The organism is Nocardia arseniciresistens, from assembly GCF_046764875.1.
In the GTDB taxonomy this organism is placed as follows: domain Bacteria; phylum Actinomycetota; class Actinomycetes; order Mycobacteriales; family Mycobacteriaceae; genus Nocardia; species Nocardia arseniciresistens.
The window spans coordinates 262,321-279,620 of sequence record NZ_JBKORD010000007.1; the positions used below are offsets into that span (position 1 = coordinate 262,321).

Sequence of the window (17,300 nt, forward strand, 5' to 3'; positions counted from 1 at the left end):
TGAGCGGCCGCTCGTCGAGCCCGATAGATGCTGTCGAATGTCGCCGATGTCGGTGCGCCATCCAGTCGACCCGACTACTCCAAAGCCGCGAGGGCCCTGCCGAGTTGGTCGATTTCGAACTTGGTGGTGTACGGGGCGAGGCCGACGGTGACCGCGCCGCCTTCGTCATTCACACCGAGGGCATCGAGCAGGCGGCTGCCGCCGTGCACACCACTGAGGGTGCCGATGCGGTTGTCGGCGAGTTTGGCGGCGACCTTTTCGGCCTGCATGCCTTCGAGGGTGAAGCTGACGGTCGGGATGCGGGTTGACGCGCGGCCGATGACGGTCAGGTTGGCGATCTTGTCGAGGGTGTCCATCAGGTGCTCGAAGAGCTGGTCGTGATAGTCCTGCAGTGAGGTAATGGACAATTCGAGGCGCTCGCGGCGGGTGCCGGTGGCGCGCTCGTCCAGACCGGCCAGGAAGTCGATCGATGTGGTGAGCCCGGCGAGCAAGGCGTATTGGTGGCCACCTACCTCGAGCCGCTCGGCGCCTTTTGCGTAAGGATTCAACGACATCGACGGAATGCGGTCGAGGAACGCGGGGTCGCGGAACACCAGCGCGCCGATCTGCGGGCCGCCCCATGCGGGGGCGCTGAGTGCGACGACGTCGGCATTGAGTTCGTCGATATCGATGAGCGCGTACGGCGACGCTCCGAATGCGTCGGCGACGAGTAGGCCACCGACCTCGTGCACGCGGTCCGCCGCGACGCGGACCGCGGGCGCGGATCCGACGATCGGGGACGCGGCGGTCAAAGCGACCAGCCTGGCGGTGGGGCCGATCAATTCCTCGAATTGCCAGGAGGGCATCTCACAGGTCTCGATCTCGACCTCCGCCCAGCGCACATGCGCGCCGTAACGGTTCGCGATCCGCAACCAAGGCGCGACATTGGCCTCGTCGTCCAAGCGCGAGAGCACGATCCCGGTGCCGAGCCCGAGACGCGAACTCAATGACTCGGCCAACCAAGCCAGCAAAACCGCCCGGTCCGGGCCGAGTACTACACCCGCCGGATCGGCGCCGACCAGATCCGCGACGGCCTCACGAGCCGCGTCCAGAATCGCGGCACTGCGCACCGCCGCGCCGTTACGTCCGATATGGGAAAACGACGATGTACGGAAACCCGTTGAGACGGCGCGAGATACCGAATCCGGGACCAACATGCCCGCTTGCGGGTCGAGATGGATCCAGCCGTCGCCCAGGGACGGTATCAGGCCCCGAACCCTCGCGACGTCGTAAGTCATGCTGGCCACTCTAAGGGCAGCGGGTGAGGCTGTGTAACCGCGATCCCTCTCGAGAGCAAGGACATCATCGGGCACGAGCGCAGCGACCTGGGACTCAGCATGGCAACCGACTTTCAGCAAATCCGAACCACACGACCCGAACAGAATAGAACGCCGGTGCGCCGCCGCGACGCGGACTCCGGCGACCTCTCCCCGCCCGCCTTAGCGCGTCCGCCGCCGACGGGACATGATAGGGATCATGACGCAATCGGATGAGACACCGGAATCGATCGTCGTGATCGGACCCGACGGCCAACCGCTGACCATCCCCGTCGAGCCCGGATCCGACACGCCCTTCACCGCGCAGGTCGTCACCGACAGCGACAAGAAATCCGACGATCCGGATGGCAACGGCGACGCGGGCGAATCGCTCGCCGACATGGTCGAGCAGCCCGCGAAGGTCATGCGTATCGGCACCATGATCAAACAGCTGCTGGAGGAGGTGCGTGCCGCACCGCTGGACGACGCGAGCCGCACCCGGCTGCGCGAGATCCACAAGTCCTCGGTCCGCGAGCTGGAACAGGGCCTCGCTCCCGAACTTCGCGACGAGCTCGAGCGACTCACGCTGCCGTTCACCGACGATGCCATCCCGACCGACGCCGAACTGCGCATCGCACAGGCCCAGCTGGTCGGCTGGCTCGAAGGGCTGTTCCACGGCATCCAGACCGCGCTGTTCGCCCAGCAGATGGCGGCTCGTGCCCAGCTCGAACAGATGCGCCAGGGTGCGCTGCCGCCCGGCATCCACACGGTCGACCCACGTGCCGGTCAACCGGGCCATGCCACCGGCGGCACCGGGCAGTATCTCTGAGAATTTACGAGGGTAGGCTCGAGCACCGTGCCCGCCGCTGCCGCTCGCCCCGACTCGGTTTCCGACCTGGATACGGGGCGTCCTGAAGAGAGCCAAGTGCGTTCAGATACCAGCAAAGCGCGTTCCGAAGAGAGTTCCGCGCGTCCTGAACAGGACACCGCCAGCGACGACATCGAGGCGGCCGAGGACAACTCCTTCCCAGTGAACGAGAAATCAGCGAATGAGGACTCGGTGACCACCGACGAGCAGCCGACCGCGTCGGCAGACGACGCCCCCGAAGGTGAGTCCGTCACGGTCGAGACACCGATCGTGTCGGATTCCCAGACCTTCCAGCGCGCCTTCATGGATTTCCGCAGCGGCTTCAGCCAGCGCGAACTATGGTTGTCCCTCGGCTGGCAGGACATCAAACAGCGGTACCGGCGCTCGGTGATCGGGCCGTTCTGGATCACCATCGCGACCGGTGTCCAGGCCGCGGCGATCGGTCTGCTGTACGCGGCGCTGCTCGACCAGCCGATCAAGGACTATCTGCCCTATGTGGCCGTCGGCATCATCGTCTGGAATGTGATCAATGCCAGCATTCTCGAGGGCTCGGATGTATTCATCGCCAACGAGGGGCTGATCAAACAGCTGCCTTCGGCGCTGAGTGTGCACGTCTATCGCCTGGTGTGGCGGCAGTTGCTGTTCTTCGCGCACAACATGCTGATTTATCTGGTGGTGCTTGTCGCGTTCGGTGTCTGGGAAAAACTGCACTGGACAGCGATATTCGCTATCCCCGCGCTCGGGCTGCTTTTCCTCAACGCGATGTGGGTATCGATCGTGTTCGGCATCTTCAGCACGCGCTACCGCGATATAGCGCCGATCCTCGGCAGCCTCACGCTGATGCTGTTCGTGCTGACCCCGGTCATGTGGAATACGAAAAGCCTGGAGGCGCAGGGCGGCCAGGTCAGCGAGCGCGCGAAACTTGCCGAAATCGTCCCGACGTTCCACTACCTGGAGATCATCAGGGCACCGCTACTCGGCGACGATCAGCATCTTTATCACTGGGTGATCGTCGGCACCATCACCGTGATCGGCTGGCTCGTCGCGATCTTCGCGATGAAGCAGTACCGTTCGCGCGTGCCGTACTGGGTATAGGAGGCGGGCTCGATGACCGATCATGTGAGTATCGAAACCCGCAACGCGTGGGTCGAATTCCCGATCTTCGACGCCAAATCGCGGTCGCTGAAGAAGGCGTTCCTCGGCAAGGCCGGCGGCGCGATCGGACGCAACCAGTCCGATGTGGTCGTGGTGGAGGCGCTGCGCGACATCACGCTGTCGCTGAAGGAAGGCGACAAGGTCGGCCTCGTCGGGCATAACGGCGCAGGCAAATCGACGCTGCTGCGGCTGCTTTCGGGAATCTACGAACCCTCGCGCGGCAGTGCGCGAATCCGCGGCAGGGTGGCGCCGGTGTTCGACCTCGGCGTCGGCATGGACCCGGAGATTTCCGGCTACGAGAACATCATCATCCGCGGCCTTTTCCTCGGGCAGACCCGCAAGCAGATGCTGGCCAAGATCGATGAGATCGCTGATTTCACCGAACTCGGTGAATATCTGTCCATGCCACTGCGCACCTATTCGACGGGTATGCGGGTTCGACTGGCCATGGGCGTTGTCACCTCGATCGATCCGGAAATCCTGCTGCTCGACGAGGGTATCGGCGCGGTCGACGCCGAATTCATGAAGAAAGCCCGCATCCGGTTGCAGTCATTGGTGGCCAGGTCCGGCATCCTGGTGTTCGCCAGTCATTCGAATGAATTCCTCGCGCAACTCTGCGATACGGCCATGTGGATCGACCACGGACAGATCCGTTTGCGCGGTGGTATCGAAGAAGTTGTGCGTGCATACGAAGGACCTGAGGCCGGGAACCACGTCGCAACGGTGCTACAAGAAATGGAAGCCGAGCGGACAATGGACACCGAGCGAGAACTGGAGCGGAACCAGGCATGATCGACCCGACCGGGCAAGAATCCCCGATCGTCGCCGAGGGTGAGGCGGCGTCCTCAGTGGACTTCGTCCCGGCCGGAACCGGACCCGATGCCAGGATCATCGCGGTCGTGGTGACGCACAAGCGGCGTGAGCTGCTCGCCGCGTCGCTGAAGGTCGTCACCTCACAATCGCGCCCGGTGGATCACCTGATCGTGATCGATAACGGCAATGAACCCGAGGTCGCCGAGCTGGTCAACGAGCAGCCGATCGAATCGACCTACCTCGGTTCGGCGCACAATCTCGGTGGCGCGGGCGGTTTCGCGCTCGGCATGCTGCACGCGCTCACCCAGGGCGCGGACTGGGTGTGGCTGGCCGACGACGACGGCAGGCCCGAGGGTCCCGAGGTACTGTCGATCCTGCTGGATTGCGCTGCCAGGCATGGCCTTTCGGAAGTATCGCCGGTGGTCTGCGATATCGACGAACCGGATCACCTCGCGTTCCCGTTGCGCCGCGGCGTGGTGTGGCGACGGCTGCGTTCCGAGCTCGGCGACGAGGACTTCCTGCCCGGCATCGCCTCCCTGTTCAACGGCGCCCTGATCTCGGCCAAGGCGGTCGACGTCATCGGCGTCCCCGATCTGCGACTGTTCGTGCGCGGCGACGAGGTCGAGGTGCATCGCCGACTTGTCCGCTCCGGCCTGCCCTTCGGCACCTGCCTACAGACGGCCTACCTACATCCCAACGGTTCCGCCGAATTCAAGCCGATCCTCGGCGGCCGGATGCACACCCAGTACCCCGATGATCCGGTGAAGCGCTACTTCACCTATCGCAACCGCGGCTACCTGATGGCCCAGCCCGGCATGCGAAAGCTGCTCCCCCAGGAATGGGTTCGCTTCTCCTGGTTCTTCCTCGTTACCCGCCGCGACCCCGCGGGGCTACGGGAGTGGTTCCACCTGCGCAGCCTCGGCCGCAACGAGCAGTTCGGCGGGCCGGACAAAGACTGACGCCGTAGCCCGCGTGAAAATAGGTTGCGCGGTACCGGCCAGGATGTCAGGGTGTCAGGGAACTTCGATGAGACAGGTGAGGAGGTGGGCGGCGTGACTACCGAGCTTCGGATTGTCATGCCCGGGCGAGCCGCGCGATTGCGCGCCGCCCGTCGGAGGTCCACCTCTCCCGCACCTCACTGAGCCCGCGTCGGGCCCAGTGCTCGACGAAAGATTCCTTCCATCATGGTCGACTACGACCTGCTCGTCCCTTACGGCTGGACCGAAGCCGTTGCCAATGAATATGAAGCGCTCATCATGGATGGGTGCGTACCCGCGCGGGTGATCCGGATGGATCGCAGCGAGTGCGATGTCGCGACACCATCGGGCCGGGCTCGCGCTCGGTGTCCGCGCGCGGATGCCGAAATCAGTGGGCTGTGTACCGGCGATTGGGTTGGCATCGACGCCGAATCGAATGTGCGGCAACTATTCCCGCGCCGGTCGGCGATCGTGCGCTCCTCGGTGTCCGGACGGTCACATGGTCAGGTGCTCGCGGCGAACGTCGACACCGTGCTGATTTGCACCGCCGCCGACGCCGATGTCGATCTCGGGCGGATCGAGCGAATGCTCGCGCTGGCCTGGGAAAGCAATGCGCAGCCGATTGTGCTGCTCACCAAAGTGGATGCGGCGCTGGATATTCCGATCGACGAGGTACGGCCTATCGCGCCCGGTGCCACGGTGCTCGCGGTCAGCGCGAGCAGCGGGGCCGGGCTGGATATGCTCGCCGCGATGCTCGACGGAACCGTTGTGTTGCTCGGTCCTTCGGGCGCGGGTAAATCGACGCTCGCCAATGCCCTGCTCGGCCGAGACGTGTTCGTCACCAACAGTGTTCGCACTGCCGATAAGAAGGGCAGGCACACAACGGTGCATCGGGAGCTGCAACCGCTGCCCGGTGGCGGCACGCTGATCGATACACCGGGACTGCGCGGCATCGGATTGTGGAACGCGGCAGAAGGCATCGAGAAAACCTTCAGTGATCTCGAAGCTCTCGCCGAGCAATGCCGATTCGGCGATTGCGCACACAATGGCGAGCCGGGCTGCGCGGTCGGGGAGGCCATCGATAACGGCGAGCTGACGCAGCGCCGATTCGACAGCTATCGCAAGCTGGCCCGCGAGAACGCGTGGATGGCCGCGCGCACCGACAAACGACTGCAAGCCGAGCGAGAGCGGGCCTGGCGCGACATCACCAAGCAGCACAGGAGGACTTACCAGGAGCGGAACTCTCAGCGGCGCTGAACTGGCCGAATCACGGTAGGGTCGGCTCGCATTGATCGCTAACTGGGAGGGTTGAATGAGTTACCCCGGCGGGTATCCGCCTCAGGGCCAGCAGCCCGGGCAATGGCCTGGGCAGCCCGCACCGCAGTACGGTGCGCCGCCGCCATACGGTGCGCCGCAGTACGCACCGGATCAGCAGGCCGGCCAGCCGCAGCCTGCGTACGGCCAGCCTCCTGTCAGCCAGCCGCAGATCCCGCAGCCTGCCTACGGCCAGCCGGCATTCGGCCAACCGCAGGCTCCGCAGTTCGGACAGCAACCCGGGTATGGGCAGCCATACGGGCAGCCCGCACCGCAGTTCCCGCAGCAGGCGCCATACGGAGCACCGCCAGCACCCCCCGCACCGCCTGGCCTCACCGTCGACGCCTCGTATTCGGGGTGGGCATTCCTGCTCGGATTGACCAAGCCGAAAATCCTGATCAACGGCCAGCGCGTGCCGAACACGCGCTGGGGTCCCAACCACATCCCGGTCGGGCCCGGCCAGTACCACGTCAAGGTCGCCACACCGTGGCTGTTCGACATGGGTCCCGCCACGGTGACCGCGCCGATCGCCGAGGGACCGGGGGCGCGGTTCTACTACCGTGCGCCCGTGGTGATCTTCCTCAACGGCGCGATCGGCCAGGTGCCGCAGAAGACGCCCGGAATGGCGTTCCTCTACGTCACCTGGGGACTTGCCGCACTGATCATGCTGCTCAATATCGTCATGATCGCGAGCATCTAAGGGTCTGTGAAGTCGAGGGCATCGGAACCCCCGCGGTACCGGTGCCCTCTCTTCCACCTCCCTATGCAACTGGTTGCATAGGGTGAGGGTTTACCCTTAACGTGCAAAGCGCGGAAGGCCGCGGGGCGCCACCTGCGGCACATACGACAGGAGCACGTTATGACGGAACCGGGATCGAAGCCCCTAGCAGGCAAAACGATGATCATGTCGGGCGGAAGTCGCGGCATCGGCCTGGAGATCGCCAAGCGCGCGGCGGCAGACGGCGCGAACATCACCCTGATCGCCAAGACCGACCAGCCGCATCCCAAGCTTCCCGGCACCATCCACACCGCGGCGGCCGAGCTCGAGGCCGCGGGCGGCCAGGTGCTGCCCTTCGTCGGCGACGTGCGCATCGACGAGTCGGTGGCCGAGGCCGTGCGCCAGACGGTGGAGCGCTTCGGCGGAATCGATATGGTGGTCAACAACGCCTCGGCGATCGACCTGTCCCGCACCGACGCCATCTCCATGAAGAAGTACGACCTCATGCAGGACATCAACTGCCGAGGCAGTTTCCTGCTCTCCAAGCTCAGCATTCCCGCGCTGCGCGAGTCGGCGGCGGCGGGTCGAAACCCGCATATCCTCACCCTCTCGCCCCCGCTGAACCTCGATCCGAAGTGGGCGGGTACCGCACTCGGCTACACCATCGCCAAGTATGGAATGTCGCTGACCACACTCGGATTGGCCGAAGAACTCAAGGGCGACGGCATCGGCGTCAACTCCCTGTGGCCGCGCACAACCATCGCAACCGCCGCGGTGAAGAACCTGCTCGGTGGCGAGGAAATGATCGCGACCTCCCGCACCCCGGACATCTACGCCGATGCCGCCTACCTGGTCCTCACTTCCCCCTCGAAGGAGACCACCGGCAATTTCTTCCTCGACGACGAAGTCCTCGCCACCCACGGCATCACCGACCTCGACAGGTACCGCGTCGTCCCCGGCGACGGCGAGCTGACCACCGACCTGTTCCTCTAGGACAGCACCCGAGCGTCGCGCCGCCGCGGCAAGGCCACCGGCAGGTGCGGCTCGCGCTCTTCGTCCGAACCGTGTCTCCGGCGGCACTGTGCACAGACGAGCCGCACCCACGTCTGCGGGTGCGGCTCGTCTGTCGTTGTGCGGGAACCTATTTCGGCTCGATGCCGTACAGGCGCTCCCAGTTGGCGCGGCTGGTCAGTTCCGGCACCGCGGCGCGGTACTGCTTCTGCACGGTCGGCAGTTCACGACGCAGGCGGCGAAGCACGCGCAGGGTGCGCACCAGCAAGGCGCGGGCCCTTGCTTTGTCGCGCTGACGGATTCGGACGCCGGACTGCGAGGCATCGGTGACCACGACATGGTCGAACAGCGCGACGTGCCACCAGTGGGCGTCCTCGCGGGTGACGCCGATCAGGCCGTGCTGGGTGCGGCCGGTCCACTGGCCGATGGCACGCTTGATGAGCACGGCGGTCACACGGCTCGGTTCACCGCCGGCCCTGCGCAATTGGATATCGCCGGAGCGGACCGGCGGAGTCGCGGCCGCGTGTTTGGCCGTCTCCGGGTAGTCGCCGCGGCTGGTGCGGGCGGCGGCAAGTGCGTCGATTCCGCCGTCGCGCAACACCTTCGGGCCCTCGAGGAAATCCTCGATGCCCTGCAAGGTGGTGTGCACCAGGCCATATTGCATGGCAACCAGGTGTTCGGCCATGCTGCGGAACAGCTGACGGGTGATGGCCTTCGCGTCGAGATCGGTGTGCAGCGACCCGACGATGAGGGAGTTGCGCGTGCTGAAGTAGCGCGCCCAGTCGTCGTAGTCCTTCCAGTAGAAGTCGGCGTGCCACACCGCGGCGTTGGGCAGGGTGACGGTGACGAACCCGTTCTCCCGGGCTCGCACGCCGTATTCGACGTCATCCCACTGGAAGAAGATCGGGATGGGCAAGCCGATCTTGGCGACGACTTCGGCCGGGATCAGGCAGGTCCACCAGGCGTTGTAGCCCGCGTCGACGCGCCGCTCCTGATTGCGCTTGAGCATGCTGGTGTTGCGCAGCGCCTTGGGCACCTTCTGCCCGTGCTTGAGCTCGTGCAGGTGCACCTCTTCGGCCCCGACGTTGAGATAGTCGGGGTTCAGCAGGAACAGCATCTGCGCGCCGACCAACGTCGGCTCCACCGTCATATTGGCGAATGCGTTGAGCCGCAACACCGTTTCCGGCTCGCACAGGATGTCATCGTCCATCAGGATCACATCGGCGTGCTCGTTGATCGCGGACACCTCGTAGAGGCCGCGGGTGAAACCGCCGGCGCCACCGAGATTCGGTTGCCGGATGTAGCGCAGCTTGTCGCCGAAGACCGGGAGAGTGTCCTGGAACAGCGGGCGGTTCTCCACCAGATCGGTACCCTGGTCGACCACGTACACCGCGTCGATCGCGGCGAGCACGGTCGGGTCGGAGGCCAGCGCGGCCACCGTGTTGGCACAGTCCTCGGCACGGTTGAAGGTGCAGATCGCGATCGCCACCGGCCGCATATGGTCCGGCGCCACCGAGGTCCAGGTGAGCTCTGTGATCCCGAGGTCGCCTCCGACCGCATCGAACTCGAGCCACAGCGCGCCACCGTCGACGTACTGATCCAGCGGCGCGCTCAGCGTCAGCGGCCCGCTCGCGGTGATCTCGGCGGTCTCGATGATCCGGCGGTGCCCGGCGATATCGGAGGCGACCACCCTGACCTTTGCCTTCGCGACCACATCGAGCACCATCGTCGCCCGCACCTCGGTAACGGTGGTCCAGCGCTGCCAGTAGCTGGCGGAGAACCGACCGAAGTAGGTATTGGTGTGCGCGGTCGCGCCCTTGTCCAGCCGTAGCGAAAGCCGTTCCCGATGCGCGCGGCCCTTGACGACGGCATACAGCTCGTCACTCACCTTCGCCGACGGCCCCGTGAAGATGCCGCGCTGCAGCAGCAGACGATCGGGCGCCCGATGGTCGGCGCGCAGCGAGGCCGGCGCCGCAGCGGCCGAAGGTCGATCGTTCGTCTCGGTAACGGCCTGGGTAGCCGACTGATCCATGAAGTCCTCGAAATCTTTATTGTGCCGACGGGACAGACAGCCCCTGGATGCCGTTCGCGGCGGGTGCGAGGATATCAACCGACCTCGGCCCATGCCTGCTCAGTGACCAGAGCGCCGCGATTATTTTTGTTGCTCGTCGTTCGCCGGACGACCGACGAATACGAATTTGTCATAAGCCCAATAGCGGAAAACGACCGCGACGATCTGACCGATGAGGGTGCCGGAAATATTGTCCGACAGTGGCGTCGACAGATCGAGCACGTAACGGGAAAAACCGAGACAACCCAGCTGTAAGCCGATGGCGACCACATTGAACAACGCGTAGAGCAGATATTCACGGCCGGGGTTGTCGGTCTTCTTGTGCGCGAAGGTCCACCACTTGTTGCCGAAGTAGGTGACAACGGTTGCCACGACAATCGCGATGATCTTGGCGGGCAACGGGAAGTGATACAGAACCCCCTCGCCACCCCAGAACACGAGCAGGTTGTAGGTGCCCGCGTCGACAAGGAACCCGATCGCACCGACCACCAGGAATGCCCCACCACGTCGCAGCGCACCGAGCACTCTCGCGGCAAGCGGCTCGGCGGTCGGCGTCGGTGATACCGAGCCGGACCGCTCGGGCACAGACACGGGTTGCTCGGGGTAGGGCACCGGGCGACGGTACCCCAATGGGCTGCCGCCGCGCCGTCACCCGAGCTATTAGGCTCGGTTAATCGACCGCCCGCAGACCCTTACCGAGTAAGCGCGGCGCCGCACAGCCCTGTACCCTCCCGGTGTTCCTATTCACACCGCCGACCTCGAGGATTGACCCGGGTGGATTCCACCGAGCTTCGTATCGCCGCCGTGGTCCCGTGCCACAACGAAGAGGCTTCGGTCGCCAAGGTCGTCGCCGACCTACAGGCCGCCGTGCCAGGAATTGTCGTCTATGTGTACGACAACCTGAGTACCGACGAGACCGCAGAGCGGGCTCGCGCCGCCGGTGCGATCGTGCGTGCCGAACACACCAAAGGCAAGGGCAATGTGGTGCGGCGGGCCTTCGCCGACATCGAGGCCGATGTCTATCTGATGATCGACGGCGACGACACCTATGAGGCATCGGCAGCGCCGCTGATGATCAAGACGCTGCTCGACGGACCGTACGACCACGTGCTCGGTGTCCGCAGGCAGGAAGACGCGGACGCCTCGGCATACCGCTCCGGCCACGAGACCGGCAACAAGGTGCTCAACGGCGTTGTCGGAAAGGTGTTCGGCGAGAACGTCGAAGACATGCTCAGCGGATTCCGGGTGTTCTCGCGCCGGTTCGTGAAGAGCTTCCCCGCGGTGTCGCGGGAATTCGAGATCGAGACCGAACTGACGGTGCATTCGCTGCATCTGCGGGTACCGCGAACCGCCGTCCCCGTCGGGTTCCGCGATCGGCCCGCCGGCAGCGAAAGCAAGCTGCGGACCTATCATGACGGGTTCAAGATCCTCGCGCTGATCATCGGATTGGCAAGGCACGAGCGACCCGTCGCGTTCTACGGCCTTTTCGGCACGCTGAGCTTTCTGGTCTCGATCATCCTGACCATCCCGATAGTGGTCGAGTTCTACAACACCGGCTCGGTGCCGCGCTTCCCGACGCTGTTCCTCGGCTTCACCCTGCTGCTGCTCGGCGGCCTGGCATGGACAGCCGGCCTGATCCTCGACGGCATCCGACGCTCGAGGCACGAGGCGTCGCGGCTGGTCTACCTGCGTTATTCCGCCGTCAGCGCGGACGGTCCGCGCCCGAACGGTACCGACCGTTGACCACATCGGCCGACCGGACCACGACGGACTCCGGCGAAGAGACGACGCCAACGGGCAACGGGCCGAGTCCGGCACCGACCCTCGATCAGCCCGCTGCCTCGGATAACGATGCAGCACAACCGAACTCGCCCGAGGCCGCCGAGTCGAGACGCACGTCGCGCGGCACGGTCGGTCGACTGGCGCAGCGCATCGTGACCCGCTTCGGCGCCGCGACTGTCGCGTTCACCATCCTGGCGACCCTCTTCGGAGCGCTGTTCGCCGTGGTGACTCCGCCGTTCTGGGGCCATGACGAGATCACCCAGTTCGGCAGGGCGTATCAGGTCGCGCACGGCGGCTTCCTGCCCGAGCGAATCAAGGACGACCGCGGCATCGCCTACGGCGGAGAGGTGCCCGTCAGCATCACCGCCCTGATGGGCTACGCCCTCAACGACTACACCACCAACCCGGAAGAGCCGGACGAGATGGTCGGCGATCCCGACGGCTACGACCGACTCGGTGGCGCCGCGGTCTCCTCGGCTACCGACCAGGTCTGGTTCACCAATACCGCCGCCTACTCACCGGTGCCGTATATCCCTGCCTCCGTTGGCATTCGGCTGGCCGAACTGTTCGGCCTGAACGTCGGCGGCATGATTCTGCTTACCAGGCTCGCCGGACTGCTCACCTACCTCGCGGTCGTCGGAGTCGGCCTGTGGGCGCTGCGTAAGCATCGCGTCCAGTGGCTGGCGTTCACCGTCGCGGCGCTGCCGATCGCGGTGTTCCAGTCCGGCACGGTCACCGCGGACACGTTGACCAACGCGCTGGCCATCATGGTCTCGGCGCTGTTGGTCAAGGCGCTGTTCATCGGCGACCGGCTCGGGCGGATCGAGACGGCGGCACTGCTGAGCGCAACCATCCTGCTGCCGATAAGCAAGCCGACCTATGTGCTGCTCGCGATGCTCATCGTGGTGATTCCGATACATCGGTTCGGGTTCTCCCGCACCGCTAGCGACTGCTTGCAGGTCGCTCGAAACAACACCGCTAGCGACTGCTTGCAGGTCGCTCGAAACAACACCGCTAGCGACTGCTTGCAGGTCGCTCGAAATAGCACCGAACGTGGCGGCTCGTGGTCCGACGCGGGCTGGCGGCGCTGGATCCCGTTGGGCTTCGCCGCGGCCGGTGGTCTGGTCTTCGCGGCCTGGATGAAGGTCGCGGCACCTACCGGGGACGGCATGGGCCTGATGCGCCCGCAGCACCAATGGAATTCGGTGAAGCCGGGCGAACAGCTGAACGGAATCCTCTCCGATCCACTGCATTTCGTGAACGTCTTCGGCGAAAGCATCGCGCTGCGTGACGGGCGCTGGTTCAGTCAGTTCTTCGGTGAGCTCGGCTTCTCCTACATCGACGTCCCCGCCGTTTCGATGCTGGCCTGTCTGCTCGCCTTCGCGGTGAGCGTCGGTATCGGGGATCGGATGAACCAGGCCACCGCGACATTCCGGCGCACCCTGATCGTCGCGCTCACGGTGGCCGCCAGCGTCGCGATGATCTATGTGACGCTCTACATGTCCTTCACACCGGTCGGCTACTACATGATCGACGGCGTGCAGGGGCGCTACTTCGTCCCGCTGGCGATCATCGGGCTCGCCGTGCTGCTGCGGTGGATGCCATTGCGGCTCACCGACTCCGATGGCAAGACCCCGACTCGCGGTCCGGCGATTACCATCGTCGCGGCCACCGCGGTCGCACTGATCGCCGCACTGTGGAAGTACTACTCCATCGTCTGGGGCTAGTTTCGCGTCTCGGGTCAGTGCGTGGTGCTGATCTCGGTTTCCCCCGCGTCGGCGTAGGCGCGCTCGGTGAGCGCCTTGTGCGGGCGCCACCACGATTCGTTGTCGCGGTACCACTCGATGGTCGCGGCAAGCCCGGAACGGAAGTCGGAGTAGCGCGGGGTCCAGCCGAGTTCGGATCGGAGCAGCGACGCGTCGATCGCGTAGCGCTGGTCGTGACCTGCCCGGTCGGTGACGTGGTCGAAATCGTCGGGGTCGCGGTCGAATGCCTCCAGGATCAACCGCACCACCGACTTGTTGTCGAGTTCGCCGTCGGCGCCGATCAGATAGGTCTGGCCGATCCTGCCCCGGTCGAGGATGTCCAGCACCGCCCGGTTGTGGTCGTCCACATGAATCCAGTCGCGCACCTGATGGCCCGCGCCGTAGAGCCGGGGGCGGACACCGTCGATGAGGTTGGTGATCTGCCGCGGGATGAACTTCTCCACGTGCTGATACGGCCCATAGTTGTTGCTGCAGTTGGAGATCGTGGACCGGACGCCGAACGAACGAGTCCAGGCACGCACCAGCAGATCACTGGAGGCCTTGGTCGCCGAATAGGGGCTCGACGGGTTATAGGCCGTTGTCTCGTCGAACGCGGCGGCCTCGGGCGTCAGGTCGCCGTAGACCTCATCGGTGGAGACGTGGTGGTAGCGCACGTCATGACGGCGCACCGCTTGCAGCAGCGAGTAGGTGCCGACGATGTTGGTCTGCACGAACGGCCACGGATCGGCGAGGGAGTTGTCGTTGTGCGATTCGGCCGCGAAGTGGACGACGGCGTCGACACCGCTGACGAGCTCGTCGACGAGGTCCAGATCGGCGATATCGCCGTGCACGAAGTCGATTCGGTCGGCCACCGGAGCCAGCGAGGCCCGATTACCCGCGTAGGTCAGGGCGTCGAGGACGGTTACGGTCGTGTCGGGGCGCTCGGCCAGAGTCTGTCGGACGAAATTCGCACCGATGAATCCGGCGCCGCCGGTTACGAGCAATCGCACTCCATGACACTACGTCCACCGGTGAGCCCGTCGGCGGCCGAGGGTCCTTCGCACCACTGGGAGGCTTTTCCGCGATGTGATCTTGATCTCATCGACTGGACGAGGCGAGTAACGACCAGTTCGGTTTCTCGTCATAAACCCTTGTCGGCGTGCTTATTTCTGAGAGCTCACCAAGCCGCTGATCTTAATGGTGAACAGAATTTGAATTAATGGTCACAAGTGGTTCACCAATCGTTAGCTGGTCTAGATTTCGATCGTCTAGTCCCCTTCGAACGCTTTAAACCTTGAGGTCCTAACAACATGCTGATGAGGAAATTCGCCGCTACGTCGGCACTGCTGATCGCCGCCATGGGCGTCGCGGCAGGCACCGTCAACGCGGCCCCGGCAGTCCCGGCTGCCGCCGCCCCGATCAATTTCACCGCTAACGCCACCGATACCCAGTCGATCGTGACGACCGATGCCGGTTCGCTCGTTGTCGAAGATGACGCACTGAAGATCAAGGCCGCCGACGGCACCGTGGTCGCGGGTACCCCGCTGAAGTTCCGCGTCGACGAGTTCGAGTTCCCGATCGCCGCCGAAATCGCCGGCCGCACAGCGACTCTCACGCCGCAGCTCGATCCGGCCCAGGCGGTCTACAAGCCGGTTGCGCTGCCGTATGAGGACAAGGCGCCCTGGAAGAACGATTACGACCGTGAGGTGGCCGCCTGGACCCGGCTGACCAGCACCATCTCCATGGGCGCCACCATCGGCACTCTCGTCGGCGGCCTCGGCGGTGCGGCCGTCGGCTGCGTGCTCGGCGGCATCGTCGGCGCGACCGTCGCCTCGGCCACCCTTATCGGTCTGTTCGGGCCGTTCCTGCCCGCGGCCGTCGTCGGCTGCATCGGCGGCATCGCCCTTGTCGGCGCCGTCGGCGTCTTTGCGGGTCAGATCCTCGTCACCGCCCCGGTGGCGATCGGTGCGGTGATCCAGTACTTCACCACCATCAACCAGCCGTTGCCCGCCGCTCCGGCTCCGGCCAAGTAAGACTGAACAACGGGCCGGAAGACCCCGCGCGGCTGCCGGCCGTGCGGGGTCTTCGTCCGTTGGACTGAGTTGCCACGCCCGGCCTCCAGACCCGATGGGATGCGAGCATTTGCCGCCGAAATCGCGGCCCGAGCCGGACTCCCGATTAGATGAACAAATGGTGAATGGCTCAGAGACGCACCATTACTGATAATTTGCAATCTCACCCATACCGTCGCTGAAATAGTACCGAGTGGAAGCGCGCCTACTTGTCGGTGCGGAATGCTTTGCGGTCCAGCCACACCCAGCGCGGCCCGAAAAAGAACCCCGCCCCGGAAAATTCCGGGACGGGGTTCGACTCGTCCGGCCGACCGTGATCAGGCCGTCCGAGCCTGCTCGGGTTGTTCGAGGCGAGCCCGCACGAACCGGGAGACCCTCGCCAGCGCCGCCCTGCCCTCGGGGAGGTTCGGGAAGATGCTCATGAACGCGTGCACCTGACCGCGCCAGAGCTCGAGTGAGTTCGGCACGCCCGCCGCGGTGAGCCGCCGCGCCATCAGTTCGCAGTCGTAGCGCAGTATTTCGTCCTCGGCCGCGATCAGCAGCACCGGCGGCAGGCTCGCCAACGCGCCATTGACCGGCGAGAGCATCGGATCGAGGCGGCGGTCCACCTCGGCGCCGATCCGCACGACCGCGGCGAGCGCGGACAGCGGTATATACGGATCACGCGCCGCGTTGATGTAGTCCCGCTTGGCGGCATAGTCGAGGTCGAGCAGAGGGCTCAGCCCGATCAGGCCCGCGGGGCTCGGCAGTCCGAGCTCGATCGCGCGCAGTGCCGTCGCGAAGGCCAGGTAACCGCCCGCCGAATCACCCGCGAAGACGATCCGCCCCGGGTCCGCGCCGTGCCGCAGCAGCCAGCGGTAGGCGCTCAGGCAGTCCTCGACCGATTGCGTAATGCTCTGCGCGGGCAACTGGCGATAGTCCACATTCACCACGGGCAGTCCGGTACGCCTGGCCAGACTTGCCGCGACGGGACGATGGGTGCGCAGTCCACAGACGGCGAACCCGCCGCCGTGCATGTACAGCACAGCGCCGTGCCGAAGCGCACGCGAGCCGCCGGAAGGGCGGATGACCTCCATCCGGAAACCGTTCAGCTTCACCTGTTCCCGGTCGATGCCGCGTGGCTCGGGGCGCAACCGCGCCAATGTGTCGATCGCGGCCGCGCCGATGGGGATGGTCACGCGGGTGATCGGAGCGGCCCGCAAGGCGGGCCGCAGCACGCCGAGGCACGTTGCCAACAACACCCGGGAGTGCGCGCTCGGACCATCCGGATTCATCACGACACCGGGCTCGCCGACACTGCTAGCGGACATCGCGCACCTACCTCACAACTGGCGCGCCGAGCCCGGCCGAAGGTGCTGGCGGGCGAGTTGTCGACGCTGACATCTCACACAATGATATTTCAGAACATCACGTGAACGTGACGTACGCAACAGCAATGTCCCGGCGCGCCCATGCGCCAAACGTTCGTGATCAATTTGT

15 protein-coding genes are annotated in these 17,300 nt (G+C 65.2%); 10 read left to right on the plus strand and 5 right to left on the minus strand.

What is annotated here, in order from left to right; all coding sequences use genetic code 11:
* Positions 1-74 precede the first annotated feature (74 nt).
* On the minus strand, positions 75-1,277 hold the full coding sequence (locus ACLMAJ_RS15205; protein ID WP_412014301.1) for a cysteine desulfurase-like protein: 1,203 nt from the start codon (positions 1,275-1,277) through the stop codon (positions 75-77).
* 238 nt (positions 1,278-1,515) lie between these two features.
* On the opposite strand from ACLMAJ_RS15205, the gene ACLMAJ_RS15210 reads away from it, so the two are divergent.
* From ACLMAJ_RS15210 to ACLMAJ_RS15240, 7 genes are all read left to right on the plus strand, one after another.
* Complete coding sequence (locus ACLMAJ_RS15210; RefSeq protein ID WP_412014302.1) at positions 1,516-2,124, plus strand: bacterial proteasome activator family protein; 609 nt, start codon at positions 1,516-1,518, stop codon at positions 2,122-2,124.
* A gap of 306 nt (positions 2,125-2,430) precedes the next feature.
* Complete coding sequence (gene wzm, locus ACLMAJ_RS15215; RefSeq protein WP_412014441.1) at positions 2,431-3,258, plus strand: galactan export ABC transporter permease subunit Wzm/RfbD; 828 nt, start codon at positions 2,431-2,433, stop codon at positions 3,256-3,258.
* Between the two features lie 12 nt (positions 3,259-3,270).
* A complete protein-coding gene (wzt, locus tag ACLMAJ_RS15220; protein WP_412014303.1) occupies positions 3,271-4,110 on the plus strand; it encodes a galactan export ABC transporter ATP-binding subunit Wzt/RfbE in 840 nt (279 codons plus the stop codon).
* A complete protein-coding gene (glfT1, locus tag ACLMAJ_RS15225; RefSeq protein WP_412014304.1) occupies positions 4,107-5,090 on the plus strand; it encodes a galactofuranosyltransferase GlfT1 in 984 nt (327 codons plus the stop codon). The genes wzt and glfT1 overlap by 4 nt, the downstream gene beginning before the upstream one ends.
* 225 nt (positions 5,091-5,315) lie before the next feature.
* On the plus strand, positions 5,316-6,365 hold the full coding sequence (rsgA, locus tag ACLMAJ_RS15230) for a ribosome small subunit-dependent GTPase A (protein ID WP_412014305.1): 1,050 nt from the start codon (positions 5,316-5,318) through the stop codon (positions 6,363-6,365).
* A gap of 55 nt (positions 6,366-6,420) precedes the next feature.
* Entirely contained in the window at positions 6,421-7,122 is a 702-nt protein-coding gene (locus ACLMAJ_RS15235; protein ID WP_412014306.1) for a hypothetical protein, read from the plus strand.
* Positions 7,123-7,281: 159 nt separating this feature from the next.
* Positions 7,282-8,133, plus strand: coding sequence for an SDR family oxidoreductase (locus ACLMAJ_RS15240; RefSeq protein ID WP_412014307.1), 852 nt, complete (start codon positions 7,282-7,284; stop codon positions 8,131-8,133).
* A 148-nt stretch (positions 8,134-8,281) separates the two neighbouring features.
* Here ACLMAJ_RS15240 and ACLMAJ_RS15245 read toward each other — a convergent pair whose 3' ends face one another.
* Positions 8,282-10,183 carry a glycosyltransferase gene (locus tag ACLMAJ_RS15245; RefSeq protein ID WP_412014308.1) on the minus strand — a complete coding sequence of 634 codons (1,902 nt, stop codon included), beginning with the start codon at positions 10,181-10,183 and terminating at the stop codon, positions 8,282-8,284.
* 120 nt (positions 10,184-10,303) lie between these two features.
* The gene (locus ACLMAJ_RS15250; protein ID WP_412014309.1) at positions 10,304-10,834 is read right to left on the minus strand and encodes a GtrA family protein; all 531 of its coding nucleotides are present in this window, start codon (positions 10,832-10,834) and stop codon (positions 10,304-10,306) included.
* Positions 10,835-10,996: 162 nt separating this feature from the next.
* Between ACLMAJ_RS15250 and ACLMAJ_RS15255 the strand changes: the two genes are divergently transcribed.
* A complete protein-coding gene (locus tag ACLMAJ_RS15255; protein ID WP_412014310.1) occupies positions 10,997-11,965 on the plus strand; it encodes a glycosyltransferase in 969 nt (322 codons plus the stop codon).
* Entirely contained in the window at positions 11,962-13,731 is a 1,770-nt protein-coding gene (locus ACLMAJ_RS15260; protein WP_412014311.1) for a DUF2142 domain-containing protein, read from the plus strand. The genes ACLMAJ_RS15255 and ACLMAJ_RS15260 overlap by 4 nt, the downstream gene beginning before the upstream one ends.
* A gap of 14 nt (positions 13,732-13,745) precedes the next feature.
* Here the strand turns inward: ACLMAJ_RS15260 and rfbB are convergent, their stop codons facing one another.
* On the minus strand, positions 13,746-14,759 hold the full coding sequence (rfbB, locus tag ACLMAJ_RS15265) for a dTDP-glucose 4,6-dehydratase (RefSeq protein WP_412014312.1): 1,014 nt from the start codon (positions 14,757-14,759) through the stop codon (positions 13,746-13,748).
* Between the two features lie 300 nt (positions 14,760-15,059).
* Here rfbB and ACLMAJ_RS15270 point away from each other — a divergent pair, with 300 nt between their 5' ends.
* Entirely contained in the window at positions 15,060-15,782 is a 723-nt protein-coding gene (locus tag ACLMAJ_RS15270; protein ID WP_412014313.1) for a DUF8020 domain-containing protein, read from the plus strand.
* Between the two features lie 356 nt (positions 15,783-16,138).
* Here ACLMAJ_RS15270 and ACLMAJ_RS15275 read toward each other — a convergent pair whose 3' ends face one another.
* Complete coding sequence (locus tag ACLMAJ_RS15275; RefSeq protein WP_412014314.1) at positions 16,139-17,131, minus strand: alpha/beta hydrolase; 993 nt, start codon at positions 17,129-17,131, stop codon at positions 16,139-16,141.
* Positions 17,132-17,300 lie beyond the last annotated feature (169 nt).